This window comes from Streptomyces sp. NPDC107521 (assembly GCF_055598485.1).
Window position 1 is genome coordinate 274,387 of record NZ_JBVKAT010000001.1, and the last position, 12,440, is coordinate 286,826.

At 74.2% G+C, this 12,440-nt stretch carries 12 protein-coding genes; 5 read left to right on the forward strand and 7 right to left on the reverse strand.

Features of this window, described 5'->3' with window-relative positions; genetic code table 11:
- Positions 1–14: 14 nt before the first annotated feature.
- The 3 genes from ACZ7LB_RS01155 (at position 15) to ACZ7LB_RS01165 (ending at position 4,434) form a co-directional block, all read left to right on the forward strand.
- Entirely contained in the window at positions 15–1,529 is a 1,515-nt protein-coding gene (locus ACZ7LB_RS01155) for a multidrug effflux MFS transporter (protein ID WP_471464605.1), read from the forward strand.
- Positions 1,526–2,656 carry a serine hydrolase domain-containing protein gene (locus ACZ7LB_RS01160; RefSeq protein ID WP_471465103.1) on the forward strand — a complete coding sequence of 377 codons (1,131 nt, stop codon included), beginning with the start codon at positions 1,526–1,528 and terminating at the stop codon, positions 2,654–2,656. Before ACZ7LB_RS01155 ends, ACZ7LB_RS01160 begins: the two co-directional genes overlap by 4 nt.
- Before the next feature lie 800 nt (positions 2,657–3,456).
- Complete coding sequence (locus tag ACZ7LB_RS01165) at positions 3,457–4,434, forward strand: small ribosomal subunit Rsm22 family protein (RefSeq protein WP_471464607.1); 978 nt, start codon at positions 3,457–3,459, stop codon at positions 4,432–4,434.
- Between the two features lie 394 nt (positions 4,435–4,828).
- Here the strand turns inward: ACZ7LB_RS01165 and ACZ7LB_RS01170 are convergent, their stop codons facing one another.
- From ACZ7LB_RS01170 to ACZ7LB_RS01180, 3 genes are all read right to left on the reverse strand, one after another.
- Positions 4,829–5,308, reverse strand: a complete 480-nt coding sequence (locus tag ACZ7LB_RS01170) for a hypothetical protein (protein ID WP_471464609.1) — start codon at positions 5,306–5,308, stop codon at positions 4,829–4,831.
- A 193-nt stretch (positions 5,309–5,501) separates the two neighbouring features.
- Positions 5,502–5,945 carry a hypothetical protein gene (locus ACZ7LB_RS01175; RefSeq protein WP_365205607.1) on the reverse strand — a complete coding sequence of 148 codons (444 nt, stop codon included), beginning with the start codon at positions 5,943–5,945 and terminating at the stop codon, positions 5,502–5,504.
- A 312-nt stretch (positions 5,946–6,257) separates the two neighbouring features.
- Positions 6,258–6,467, reverse strand: coding sequence for a DUF6243 family protein (locus ACZ7LB_RS01180; RefSeq protein ID WP_471464612.1), 210 nt, complete (start codon positions 6,465–6,467; stop codon positions 6,258–6,260).
- Positions 6,468–6,580: 113 nt separating this feature from the next.
- On the opposite strand from ACZ7LB_RS01180, the gene ACZ7LB_RS01185 reads away from it, so the two are divergent.
- Together ACZ7LB_RS01185 and ACZ7LB_RS01190 are read left to right on the forward strand one after the other, a co-directional pair.
- Positions 6,581–7,204: a TetR/AcrR family transcriptional regulator gene (locus ACZ7LB_RS01185; RefSeq protein ID WP_471464614.1), complete on the forward strand. Its 624-nt coding sequence runs from the start codon at positions 6,581–6,583 to the stop codon at positions 7,202–7,204.
- 91 nt (positions 7,205–7,295) lie between these two features.
- Positions 7,296–8,024 (forward strand): bifunctional DNA primase/polymerase, encoded by a 729-nt coding sequence (locus ACZ7LB_RS01190; RefSeq protein ID WP_471464616.1) that lies wholly within the window; start codon positions 7,296–7,298, stop codon positions 8,022–8,024.
- A 43-nt stretch (positions 8,025–8,067) separates the two neighbouring features.
- On the opposite strand, the gene ACZ7LB_RS01195 is transcribed toward ACZ7LB_RS01190, so the two are convergent.
- The 4 genes from ACZ7LB_RS01195 to efeO are packed head-to-tail and all read right to left on the reverse strand — an operon-like array spanning position 8,068 to position 12,331.
- Positions 8,068–9,060: an SCO2278 family lipoprotein gene (locus tag ACZ7LB_RS01195; RefSeq protein ID WP_471464618.1), complete on the reverse strand. Its 993-nt coding sequence runs from the start codon at positions 9,058–9,060 to the stop codon at positions 8,068–8,070.
- Positions 9,020–9,892 (reverse strand): iron uptake transporter permease EfeU, encoded by an 873-nt coding sequence (gene efeU, locus ACZ7LB_RS01200; RefSeq protein WP_471464620.1) that lies wholly within the window; start codon positions 9,890–9,892, stop codon positions 9,020–9,022. Before efeU ends, ACZ7LB_RS01195 begins: the two co-directional genes overlap by 41 nt.
- Before the next feature lie 2 nt (positions 9,893–9,894).
- On the reverse strand, positions 9,895–11,154 hold the full coding sequence (gene efeB, locus ACZ7LB_RS01205; protein ID WP_471464622.1) for an iron uptake transporter deferrochelatase/peroxidase subunit: 1,260 nt from the start codon (positions 11,152–11,154) through the stop codon (positions 9,895–9,897).
- Between the two features lie 19 nt (positions 11,155–11,173).
- Positions 11,174–12,331, reverse strand: a complete 1,158-nt coding sequence (gene efeO, locus ACZ7LB_RS01210; RefSeq protein ID WP_471464624.1) for an iron uptake system protein EfeO — start codon at positions 12,329–12,331, stop codon at positions 11,174–11,176.
- Positions 12,332–12,440: the final 109 nt, after the last annotated feature.

Sequence of the window (12,440 nt, forward strand, 5' to 3'; positions counted from 1 at the left end):
ACAGGGAGGGGCGCATGCCCGAGCGCGGGGCACCCGTACCGCACACACCGCGACCGGGGTGCACGGCACACGAGACGGCACCCGGCACGGCCGGGCGGACCGGTACGGCCGACACGGCACCGGCGCCCGGAGCGGCCGCGGCACCCGGAGCGAACGGTTCGGCACCGGCGCCCGGTCCGGACCGGGCGCCGGTGCCGGAGCACGACGCCGCGGCGCACCCCGCGCGGCCCGGCCGGGGGACGGGCGGCCCGACGGTTCCCGGAGCCCCGGGGAAGCGGGGCGCCCGGGGCGCCGGGCTGCTCCTGACGTTCCTCCTCGGCGGGCTCACCGCCACGCCCCCGCTGGCGATGGACATGTACCTCCCCGCGCTGCCCGAGGTCACCCGCTCCCTGAACGCGCCCGCCGCCACCGTCCAGCTCACCCTCACCGCCTGCCTGGCGGGCATGGCCCTCGGCCAGCTCGTGATCGGCCCCATGAGCGACAAGTGGGGCCGCCGCCGCCCGCTCCTCACCGGGATCGCGCTCTACGTCCTCGCCACCGCGCTGTGCGTCGTGGCCCCCACCGCCGGTCTCCTCATCGCCTTCCGGCTGGCACAGGGGCTCGCGGGCGCCGCCGCCATCGTCATCGCGCGCGCCGTCGTCCGCGACCTGTACGACGGCGTGGCCATGGCCCGCTTCTTCTCCACCCTCATGCTCATCTCCGGCGCCGCCCCCGTCGTCGCGCCGCTGATCGGCGGGCAGATCCTGCGCGTCGCGGACTGGCGCGGCGTCTTCGTCGTCCTCACCGCGGTCGGCGTGCTGCTGGGCGCCCTCGTCTGGGCGCGGCTGCCCGAGACCCTGCCGCCCGAGGAACGCCACGCGGGCGGTGTCGGCGACGCCCTGCGCGCCATGCGCGGCCTGCTCGCCGACCGCGCCTTCACCGGGTACATGCTCGCGGGCGGCTTCGCCTTCGCCACGCTGTTCGCCTACATCGCCGCGTCGCCCTTCGTCGTCCAGGAGATCTACGGCGCCTCCCCGCAGACCTTCAGCCTGCTGTTCGGCGCCAACTCCGTCGGGCTGATCGTCGTCGGGCAGATCAACGGCAAGCTCCTGGTCGGGCGGGTGCGGCTGGACCGGGTACTGGTGACCGGACTGCTCGTCGTCATCGCCGCCGCGGCCGTCCTGCTGCTGATGGCGCTCGGTGTCTTCGGGGACGTGGGGCTGGTGCCCGTCGCCGTCGCGCTCTTCGTCCTCATGTCCGCCATGGGGCTGGCGCTGCCCAACACCCAGGCGCTCGCCCTGATGCGGGTCGAACGGGCCGCCGGGTCCGCCTCCGCGCTCCTCGGCACCTCGTCCTTCCTCATCGGCGCGCTCGCCTCCCCGCTGGTCGGGATCGCCGGCGAGGACACGGCCGTGCCCATGGCCCTGGTGCAGCTCGTGGCCGCCGCGGTGGCGCTGGGACTGCTGGCGCTGTGCCGCCCCCGGGGCGCCGGCGCGGACGGCGCGGGGGCGCGGGCCGCGGGCGCGAGCGGTGAGGGGGAAGGGCGCTGAGCGTTCCCAGACTGCGGCCCGACACACCCGAGCGGGCCGGACTCGAACCCGGCCTGCTCCACCGCGCCGTCGCCGACGCCCTCGCCCTCACCACCGGCGAGCGGCCCTGGGCGGCCGGGCTGGTCGTCGCAGCCGGACGCGGGCCCGTGCTCGCCGTCGAGGAGGCGTCGGGCTGGGCGGTGCGGTACTCCGCCTACGACCCCCGCACCGACGCCGGCACCGAACTCCCCGACGGGGCGAAGGTGCCGATGACCGTCGGCACCCCCTTCGACCTCGCCTCCCTGACCAAGCTCTTCACGGCCGTCGCCGCCGTGCAGCAGATCGAGCGCGGCACCCTCGGCATCGACGCGGCCGTCGGCGCGTACCTCCCCGACTTCACCGGCGCCGCATCGCGGGGCGTCACCGTGCGGCAGCTGCTCACCCACACCTCCGGGCTGCGGCCCGAACTCCCGCTGTACGACTGCCCCGACGGTCCCGAGCGGCTGCGCAGGCTGCGGGAGGAGGCGCCGGCGGGGGCGCAGGGCACGTACCTCTACTCCGACCTCAACATGCTGCTCCTCCAGCACCTGCTGGAACGGATCACCGGGCGCGGCCTCGACGTCCTCGTCCACGAGGGGATCACCCGGCCGCTGGGGATGACCGCCACCCGGTTCGGGCCCTGCCCCGACGCCGCGGCCACCGAGGACCAGCGGCGCCCCTGGGCCAAGGCGGACCGGGGCATGGTGCGGGGGACCGTCCACGACGAGAACGCCTGGGCCCTGGGCGGTGTCGCCGGACACGCCGGGCTGTTCTCCACCGGGCGGGACCTGGCGGTGTTCTGCCGGGCGCTGCTGGCCGGCGGCGGCCACGGTCCCGCGCGCATCCTGGGCCCCGACTTCGTGGACCTGCTCCTGACCGAACCGGGGCTCGGGTTCGCCCTCGACCAGCCCTGGTTCATGGGCGAGCTGGCGGGACGGGGGGCCGCGGGGCACTGCGGCTTCACCGGCACCATGCTGGTCCTCGACCGGGCCACGGACACCTTCGCGGTGCTCCTCGCCAACACCGTCCACCCCCGGCGGCGCCCGTTCGACAACGCGCCCCGGGCGGCGCTGGCCACGGGGGTGGCCCGGGCGGTCCGGGCCATGTGACCACCGGCGCCCCCCGGCGGGCACGTGGGGCGGTTCGGGCGCGGGGACGACGGCGCCCGGGGGCGACGGCGCGGCGGCAGGCGCGGGAACGGCGGAGGCAGCCCCGCAGCGCGCCGCCCGGGCGGTCGCGCGGCTGATCGCCGCCTACCGGGGCGACACCCCCACCGACGCCCCGGTCCCGCGCGACCGCGTGGACGTCGTCGCCTGCGCCGCCCACCGCCTGCCCGCGACCTCCGCCGCCGTGCGGCCCGTCCCCGGGGCGCTCCCGGCCGCAGTGCCGGCGCGGGGACGACGGCGCGGGGTGCGGGGGCGACGGCGCGGGCGCGGGTGCGACGGCGCGGGGACGGCGGAGAGGCGGATGCGGGTGCGACGGCGCGGGCGCGGGGACGGGGACGGCGGAGACAAGGGGGGGACGGCTGAGTCACGGGGACGGCGGGGGAACGGGTCCCACGGCCCCGTCCCGCACCGTGCACGCCGTGTGTTCCGCGCCCCCGCTGGGCCTCGCCTTCGCCCGTGCCTCCGCTGGCGTCTCGCCTCCGTCCGTGGCTCCGCTGGCGCCTCGCCTTCGCCCGTGTCTCCGTCAGCGCCCCGTCTTTGTTCGCACCTTCGCCCCCACCTCCGCCTGCGTCCCGCCCCCGCCTTCGCCCCGTCTTAGCCGGCGCCCCCGCCTCCGCTCGCGCGCCCGGTGGCGGGCCTGCTCGCGCGCCCGGTGGCGGGCCCGTGCCCGGGGTGATCCGGGGGTGCCCGGGGCGGGACCCGGCCGGGCCGGGGCGGTGTCCGCGCGGCCGTAGGATTGGCGGGTGAACGAGCCCGCCGACATCCTGCGTGCCGCCCTTGCCGAGCTGGTCGACGGGCTCCCCCCGCAGCGCGCCGCCCAGGCGGTCGCGCGGCTGATCGCCGCCTACCGGGGCGACACCCCCACCGACGCCCCGATCCTGCGCGACCGCGCGGACGTCGTCGCCTACGCCGCCTACCGCATGCCCGCGACCTTCGCCGCCGTACGGTCCGCCCTCGGAGCGCTCGCCGACGCCGCCCCCGGCTGGACGCCCGGCGCCCACGTCGACGTGGGCGGCGGGACCGGCGCCGCCACCTGGGCCGTCAGCGCCACCTGGCCCGGCGTCCGTCCGGTCACCGTGCTCGACTGGGCCGAGCCCGCGCTCGCCCTCGGCCGGGAGATCGCAGCCGCCCACCCGGACCTCGACGGCACCCGCTGGACACGAGCCCGGATCGGCGGCCCCCTCCCGCTGGACGCCGCCGACCTCGTCACCGTCTCCTACGTGCTCAACGAGCTGACCGCCGCCGACCGCGCCGCCCTGGTGGAGGCCGCCGCTGCCGCCGGATCGGCCGTCGTGATCGTGGAGGCGGGCACGCCGGACGGCTACGCCCGGGTCATCGAGGCCCGCGACCGGCTGGTCCGCGCCGGATTCCGGATCGCCGCGCCCTGCCCGCACAGCGCTGCCTGCCCCATCGTGCCCGGCACCGACTGGTGCCACTTCTCGGCCCGGGTCAGCCGCTCCTCCCTGCACCGCCAGGTCAAGGGCGGCTCCCTGGCGTACGAGGACGAGAAGTTCAGCTACGTCGCCGCCGTCCGCCTGCCCGCGGAGCCCGCCCCCGCGCGGGTCGTGCGGCGGCCGCAGATCCGCAAGGGCCAGGTCCTGCTCGACCTGTGCGAGAGCGAGCCCGCGCTGCGGCGCACCACGGTCACCAAGCGCCACGGCGACCACTACCGGGCCGCCCGCGACACCGACTGGGGCGCCCCCTGGCCACCGGCCCCGTGACATCCGGCCGTGACCCCCGGCCTGGGCGTCGACCAGCAGCCCCCGGCCGGGACCCTGGACGTGAGGGTCCTGTCTCTGTGCTGTCCGGGCAGTCTCGGAGATCTCCGGGCATGTGAGTGGGTGTCCCGGTCATGTCCGGGCAGGTTGTGGGATGTCCAGACCGGTTCAGCATGGCCGGCGGACAGCCCCGGGAGAGCCTCCCTGCGCGCGATCCATCATCTCGGCCAACAGCCGAAGAGGCGCCATCCCCAGGTTCGGCGGAACCATGTGGTTCGCCACCATGTTGAGAGAGACCGCCGCCGAGATCGAGAGATCCCTTTCCGCCTGTGCCGAACGGGGAGCAACCGGAGCAGCCTGAGACGATCCCGGCGCTGAGCGTCCCGGGCTTCCCGGGTCACCAGTCGGTGAGATCGATCAAGCGGGAGCAGTGCGGATCGCCGATGTCGCCCGGCACGGTCCGTTCCACCTCCTCGACCAGGGAGGGAAGGGCCGCGAGCAGGGCGGTCAGGGCACCGGACGGTCGTACGTCGGCGGCGACCACGTCGGTGGCTTCTTCGTGGTCGACGTACAGGCGCATCCGGTCGGGGCCCTGGAGGAGGAATCCGCGCAGCCGAGGGTCGGGCTGTTCCTCTGTCCAGGGGTAGGTGAGAGTGCGCAGGATGGTGAAGGCGTTGTCGCGCTCCCCCGGCCCGACGGGAGCGACCTGCGCAGGATCCACATGGATGAGGGCCATGCCCATCACCGTGTCGGCACGGCTGCTGGTGAAGATACGGGTGCCGGTGTTCAAGGCACGCACGAGGCCGAGGACGTCATTCGCGCCCGCCAGCTCCTCGGGGTCGTCGACGGTGCGAAGAGGGATCTCCCAGACCGTCAAGCCACCCGGAAAACCGGCATGTTGAGGGCCAGTGGCGATCCGGACCCCTGCGACAGGAGACGGCGAGGGCAGGACACCCCGGATGAATCGGCCATCGGGCAGGGGGGCGTGGATGTGGTGGAGCAGCAGACGGACGATGTCCGCCTGCTGCTCCGCGATGTCGTCGTACGTGAGAGTCACGCGTCAAACGATGTCACTGGTTGAGCCAGTTCGGGCACCTGTTCATGCCCTTGCAGTAGGCGGTGATGACACCGATCTTCTGGCCGGCGCCGGCGTCGTAATCTCCGTCGGCGGTCTTGCGGGCGTACTGGACGATCACGATGACCTGCACACGGCGGTTGCCGTTCCAGGCATAGGCCCAGTACTCGAGGCGGGCGCCGTTCTTCTTGTCGGGCTTGCCGTTGAGAGCGGCATTGACGATCTTGCACTTCTTGATGTTGTGCGGACCGGAGAAGTGCTTCCAGCCGAGCTTGCTGTTGCCGACGCGAGTGGGAATCACCCGGTCGTCCCAGTCCTTCTGCTTGCACTTGACGGTCTTGTCCCAGGCCGGTGCGGCATGGGTGGGCGTAGTGATGCTGCCGGTGAGAAGGGCCGTTGCGGCAAGTGTCGTTGCCGCCCCCGTTGCGATCCTCTTCATGATCTGACCATGTCATAACCGGGGGTCGTGTGCGCCTCAATATTCGCGCCAGGCAATAGCTCCGGACACTGCGGCCGCTGCGGGCAACCCAGGCATGGCCACGCCCTCCCTGGCCGACGGGTTGCGGGTCCGGAACCCGCCGGGAGCGGCCGACCGGGGAGTCCGGTCCGGCGGTGCCCGCCGAAGTGAGCCTTTCGGGGCCCGGCCGGGAGCCCGCCGGGAGATCCGGGGCCCGGAAGCCCGGGAACCGAGCGTCCGCCCGGGATCCGTGCCGCCCCCCGGCCGCCCCGCCCCTTCCGCCTCGGCCCTCTCCTATTCCTCCGTCACCTCCGCCTCCGCCTCCGTCTCCTCCCGGGCCTCCCGGTCCTCCCGCAGCCCGCGCAGCAACTCCCGCTTGCGCGCCAGGGGGTCCGGAGCGCCGACCCCGGTGTCGCCCCGGCCGCCGCCGCGCAGCGCCTCGCGGCCCATCGTGCGGCGCGTTCCGCCGACACCCAGCATGTTTCCGGCTCCGCCTCGGGTCATGAGGGCTCCTCCCGTCGTGGCCGCGGGGGCCGTTCGGATGATGCGAGACGGTGCGTCTCGTCTAGTCAGTGTTGGCGAGACGTGGCGTCTTGTCAACCTGATAAATTCGACCCATGTCCAGCCAGAGCGCCTCCCCGAACCCCGACACCACCCGCCGCAGCGAACGGTCCCGCCGGGCCATCTACGACGCCGCCCTCGCCCTCGTCGGCGAGGTCGGCTACCCGAGGACCACCATCGAGGGCATCGCCTCCCGCGCCGGGGTCGGCAAGCAGACGATCTACCGCTGGTGGTCCTCCAAGGCGGACGTCCTGCTGGAGGCGTTCCTCGACCTCGCCGACGAGGCCGCGCGGGCGGCGGGACAGCGGACGTACGCCATCCCGGACACCGGCGACCTCGCCGCCGACCTCAAGGCCGTGCTGCGGGCCACCGTCGACGAGCTGCGCGACCCCCGGTTCGAGGCGCCCTCCCGGGCCCTGGCCGCCGAGGGCGTGGTGGACGAGCAGCTCGGCCGCCGGTTCGTCGCCAAGCTCCTGGAACCCTCGCTCCAGCTCTACGTCGACCGGCTGCGCGCCGCCCAGGAGGCCGGGCAGGTGCGCCCGGACGTCGATCCGCGCATCGCCCTGGAGCTGTTCGTCTCGCCGCTCGCCCAGCGCTGGCTCCAGCACACCGCGCCGTTCTCGTACGCCTACACGGACACCCTCGTCGACTACGCCCTCCACGGCATCGCTCCGCGCTGACCAGGGAAGTTCACCCCTTCCCAACCCCGGCGCACGGATTGGTGGGAGCATGGGGCATGCTGGAACGCACGACGGCGAGGCGAGGGGATAGATGAGCGCGGACTTCGGTGGCCGGAGCGGCCTGCGGGAAAAACTCTCCCAGTGGCTGCGTGGAGGGCGCCCGAAGGAGGCCGCCGGGGACGGCGGCCGGGAGGACCTGCTGCTCGCCGCCGCCGCCGCGGGACTGCCGCTCGCCCCCGCCGCCCACCCGTCCGGCTACCGCTGCTCCTGCGACCGGGTCGGCTGCCCCACCCCGGCCCGGCACCCGGTGTCCTTCGCCTGGCAGACGCAGTCCACCACCGACCGCGCGCAGATCGAGCGCTGGGCGCGGCACCAGCCGCAGGCCAACTTCGTCACCGCCACCGGCATGGTCCACGACGTGCTGGACGTGCCGCTCGCGGCCGGCCACGAGGCGCTCGGCCGGCTGCTGGAGGCGGGGGTCGAGGTCGGCCCGGTCGCCGGCAGCGACGACGACCGGATGCTGTTCTTCACCCTCACCCGCGGCACCCCCGCCGACGAGGACGAGTGGTGGCCCTGCGAACTGGACTGCCACCCCGAGACCATGGACGAGCACCCGGGCCTGCGCTGGCACTGCCGGGGCTCCTACGTCCTGGTCCCGCCCGCCCGGCTGCCCGGCGAGCAGACCGTGCACTGGCTGCGCGGCCCCGAGCATCCGCTGCCCGACCCGCTGACGCTGCTGGAGACCCTGACCGACGCCTGCGCCCGCCACGCCGGGGCGGGCGGCGCCCACGCCGACACCGCCTGGCCGCTGCGCCACTGACCCGTCGCGCCCGCCGGGGCCCGCCGAGGGCCCCGGCCGTGCGCTACTCGCCCTTCGCCGCCGTCAGGCCCTGGATGCGGCCCAGCACCGACACCCCGCCCTCCGGCGGGTCGAGGGCGACCTCGTTCGAGACGAACTCCATCGTCAGCGACCGCCGTACCGTGCCCTCCGTCAGGGCCAGCACGTCCTCGCCGGGCGGGGGCACCGAGGTGCCCGGGGCGGCGGTGCGCTTCTCGAAGTGCCGGGTGGCGAAGAAGACCAGTGCCCCGCCGTCCTTCGTGCGCAGCGCCAGCGGCGCGTGGTCGCCGTCGGTCAGCGGCTCGTCGAGGTACTGGGTGACCAGGCCCGGCCGGGTCGCCCGCCGCTCCCGCTGCGCGCGCCAGTCGCTGGTGTGCGGGCCGTTCGCGAAGACCTTGCCGCCCTCGCGCAGATACGCCGCGTAGGCGCCGCTCAGCGCGGCGGGCTCGGCGGCCAGGTCCGCGGCGTCGGCCGGGACCGCCTCGGCCCGGCCCTCCGCGTCGGTCCTGAACTCCGGTACGTCGCCCGGCCCGACCAGCGTCAGGTACGCCGCCCGCCAGCCCTCGTCGGGCCCGCCGCGGGTGAACACCAGCAGCCAGCGGGCCGTGCCGCCCTTGTTGCCCCGGGCGTCCGCCAGGAACCAGCGCGGCCAGCCCGCCTTGGCCGGGACGGTGAACTTCGCGTCCGTCAGCCGCAGCGGGGTGTGGGAGGGGTTGCCCGCCGGGTGGCCGGCCCGGCCCGCCCTGAGCCGTGCCGCGTCGATCGAGGCCAGGGCGCCGGTGGTGTACGCGGCGTCCAGGGCGGGGTCGTACTCCTTGTCCGCCTGGTTGTACGCCCGGGTGAACCCGTCGAGCGCGGCGGCGGCCTCGGACCGGGTGGCCGAGGGGACCACCGCGCGCTCGCCGTGCACCACCACGCAGCCGCCCGCCGTCAGCGACAGCGCGGTCACCGCGGCGAGTGCCGCCCAGGCGCCCCGGTCACGACTGCGGGGCCTCCGCGGGCCGCGATCCCTGCTCATCCGGTTCCGTCCCCTTCCCCTTCCCGGAGGCGAACCCTACCGGGGAGAGGAACAGCGCGAGCACCGGGACCAAGTACAGGAGCCACACCGTGACCTGAAGCACCGTCGGGTCCGGCTGGAAGTTGAACACGCCCTTGAGGAGCGTGCCGTACCAGCTCGACGGGTCGATGATGTTGCTGATGTCGAAGGCCAGGTTGGTCAGGCCCGGCAGCAGGTCCGCCTCCTGGAGGTCGTGCACGCCGTACGCGAGGACGCCCGCGGCGACCACGACCAGCATGCCGCCGGTCCAGGTGAAGAACTTGGCCAGGTTGATGCGCAGGGCGCCCTTGTAGAACAGGACGCCCAGCAGCACCGCGGTGGCCAGGCCCAGGGCCACGCCGATCAGCGGGCGCGGGGTGCCGTCGCTGGCGGCGTGCACCGACGCCCACACGAACAGGGCCGTCTCCAGGCCCTCCCGGCCGACGGCGAGGAAGGCGGTGGCGACCAGGGCGCCGGTGCCCATCCGCAGGGCCGAGTCCAGCTTCCCGTGCAGCTCCGACCTGAGGTGCCGGGCGGTGCGCCGCATCCAGAACACCATCCAGGTCACCAGGACCACGGCGATGATCGACAGCGAGCCGCCGAGCGCCTCCTGCGCCGTGAACGTCAGCTCCTGCGAGCCGAATTCGAGGACGCAGCCGAAGGCGAGCGCCAGGGCCACCGCGATGGCGATGCCGGTCCAGATCGGCCGGAGGGCGTCCCGGCGGCCGGTCTTGACCAGATAGGCGATGATGATGCAGACGACGAGGGTGGCCTCCAGGCCCTCCCGCAGTCCGATCAGGTAGTTGGAGAACACGGTTACGCCTCCTTGGCGAACAGCGTGCTGCCCCACCAGTCGTCCGCGTCCCGGACGCCGGGCGGGACGGCGAAGACCGCCGAACCCACGTGCTGGATGTATTGGTTGAGCGCGTCCTTCGCCAGCCGGCGCTGGACGCGGACGAAGCCGCCCTCGACGTCGCGCTGGTAGGCGAGGAAGAACAGTCCCGCGTCCAGGCGGCCCAGCCCGTCGGTGCCGTCGGTGAAGGAGTAGCCGCGGCGCAGCAGCGTCGCCCCGCCGTTGGAGTCCGGGTGGGCGAGTCGGACGTGCGAGTCCGGCTTCATGGCCTTCAGGAACGGCTCGTCGTGCTCCTTGGCCCGGCCGACCGGGGCGCCCTCGCCCTTGCTGCGGCCGAACAGGTCCTCCTGCTCCTGGAGGGGGGCGCGGTCCCAGGTCTCGATGTGCATCCGGATGCGCCGCGCGACGAGGTAGGAGCCGCCGGTCATCCACTCCGGGCCGTCCTCGCGGCCGACCCAGACGAACCTGTCCAGCCGTCCGGTCTCGGTGCCCGAGATGTTGCGGGTGCCGTCCTTGAAGCCGAAGAGGTTGCGCGGGGTCTGCGCGTCGGGCGTGGTCGACGAGGTCTTGCCGAAGCCGAGCTGGGACCAGCGCACCACGACCCGGCCGAAGCCGATCCGGGCCAGGTTGCGGATCGCGTGCACCGCGACCTGGGGGTCGTCGGCGCAGGCCTGGACGCACAGGTCGCCGCCGCTGCGGTCGCGGTCGAGGTTGTCGCCGGGGAACTTCGGCAGGTCGACCAGGGCGGCGGGGCGCCGCCCGGCCAGGCCGAACCGTGTGAACAGCGACGGCCCGAAGCCGATGGTCAGGGTCAGCCGCGAGGGCGGCAGGCCCAGCGCCTCGCCGGTGTCGTCCGGCGGGGCCTCGGCGAGCCCGCCGAAGGCGCCGTCGCCGACCGGGTCCCCGGCGGTCATCCGGCGGGCCGCCGCCGTCCACTCCCTGAGCAGCGCGACGAAGGCGGCGCGGTCCTCGGTGGTCACGTCGAACGCGGCGAAGTGCAGCCGGTCCTGCACCGGGGTGGCGATGCCCGCCTGGTGGGCGCCGTGGAAGGGAACGGCGGTGTCGGCGCCGGCCGGGTCCACGTCGTCCCCGGTGCGGGCCGCCGCGATGGCGCCGCCTGCCGCGGCGGCGCCGAGCGCCAGGCCCGCGCCGCCCCAGCCGAGCAGGGCCCGGCGGGAGGGCCGGTCGGGGCCGCTCCGCTCGGTGCGGTCGGTGTCCGTCATGGTGGCCGGCTCCCCCCGCCTACTTCGTGACCACGGCGGCGGCCAGCTTGGACAGCGGCTCCGCCAGTGCGTTGACCGCGTCGGACAGCTTCTTGCGGTCCGCCTTGGAGACCTTGTCGTAGGAGGTGAACGCGTACGACTTGGTGTCCGGGCGGTACGCGTCGAGCAGCTTGTCCAGCGCGGCGAACTGCTGGTCCAGTTCCTTGGCCAGCGCCGGGTCGTTCTCGGCGGCCACCGGCTTGAGCAGCCGGTACGACATCTCCGCGCCCTCGACGTTGGCCTTGAAGTCGACCAGGTCGGTGTGCGAGTAGCGCTCCTCCTCGCCGGTGACCTTGCCGGTGGCGACCTCGTCGAGCAGCTCCTTGGCGCCGTTGGCCATGGAGGTGGGGGTGATGTCGGCCTTGCCGACCCGGTTCTGCCAGTCCTTCAGGTCGGTGATCAACCGGTCGGCCAGCTCCTTCTCCCGGTCGCCGATCCTTCCGTCCTGCCACAGCGCCTTCTCCAGGCGGTGCCAGCCGGTCCAGTCGGTCTCCGGGTCCTGGCCGTCCTCCAGCCCGTCCTCGCGGACGTCGACCTTGGGGTCGATGTCGCCGAAGGACTCCGCGACCGGCTCGGTGCGCTCCCAGCCGATGCGGGAGAGGGCGTACGCCTTCTTCGCCGCCGCCACGTCGCCCGCCTTGACGGCCCCGGCGAACGCCTCGGCCCTCGGCAGCGTCTCGTCGGCCTGCGCCTGCACGTACTCGCGGTAGTTGGCCACGGCCTCGTCGAGGCGGGGGTCGCGCTTGGCGGTGGTGCCGCCGCCGGTGGCCCGGACGTCCTGGCGGATGCCCTTGCCCTTCATGCCGGGCTTGCAGGAGATCCGGTAGTCGCCCGCCTTCACCTCGGCGGTGACCCGCTGCTTGGTGCCGGGGCCTATGTTCTCCCGCTCGGTCACCACGCGGTCGTCGGGGAAGAGCAGATAGACCTCGGTGACCTTGGAGCCCTTGTTCTCGATGGCGAGTTCGACGTGCCCGGCGGGGAACTCCTTCCGGGAGACCTCGCACTTGTCGTCGGTCGACGTCACGGCGATCACGTTGTCCCCGTCCCCCGAACCGCCCTTCGCCGTGCAGCCGGTGACGGCGGCCAGGGCCGCGGCGGTGGCGACGGCGGTGGCGACGGAGAGTCTTGCGGCTCGCATGGGGGACTCCAAAGGGTGGCCGTGAGGGCTGACGGTCCTCACAGGGAAGGTGAGGCTCGCCTAAAAATATCGAAGGAACCCCCTCTTGATACCCGTCGATGCGGTGATC

Coding starts and splice junctions, on each gene's coding strand:
- ACZ7LB_RS01155 (WP_471464605.1), top strand. CDS start 15: ATGCCCGAGCGCGGGGCACCCGTACCGCACACACCGCGACCGGGGTGC.
- ACZ7LB_RS01175 (WP_365205607.1), bottom strand. CDS start 5,945: ATGAAGAGGATCGCAACGGGGGCGGCAACGACACTTGCCGCAACGGCC.
- ACZ7LB_RS01180 (WP_471464612.1), bottom strand. CDS start 6,467: ATGACCCGAGGCGGAGCCGGAAACATGCTGGGTGTCGGCGGAACGCGC.
- ACZ7LB_RS01185 (WP_471464614.1), top strand. CDS start 6,581: ATGTCCAGCCAGAGCGCCTCCCCGAACCCCGACACCACCCGCCGCAGC.
- ACZ7LB_RS01190 (WP_471464616.1), top strand. CDS start 7,296: ATGAGCGCGGACTTCGGTGGCCGGAGCGGCCTGCGGGAAAAACTCTCC.
- ACZ7LB_RS01195 (WP_471464618.1), bottom strand. CDS start 9,060: ATGAGCAGGGATCGCGGCCCGCGGAGGCCCCGCAGTCGTGACCGGGGC.
- efeB (WP_471464622.1), bottom strand. CDS start 11,154: ATGACGGACACCGACCGCACCGAGCGGAGCGGCCCCGACCGGCCCTCC.
- efeO (WP_471464624.1), bottom strand. CDS start 12,331: ATGCGAGCCGCAAGACTCTCCGTCGCCACCGCCGTCGCCACCGCCGCG.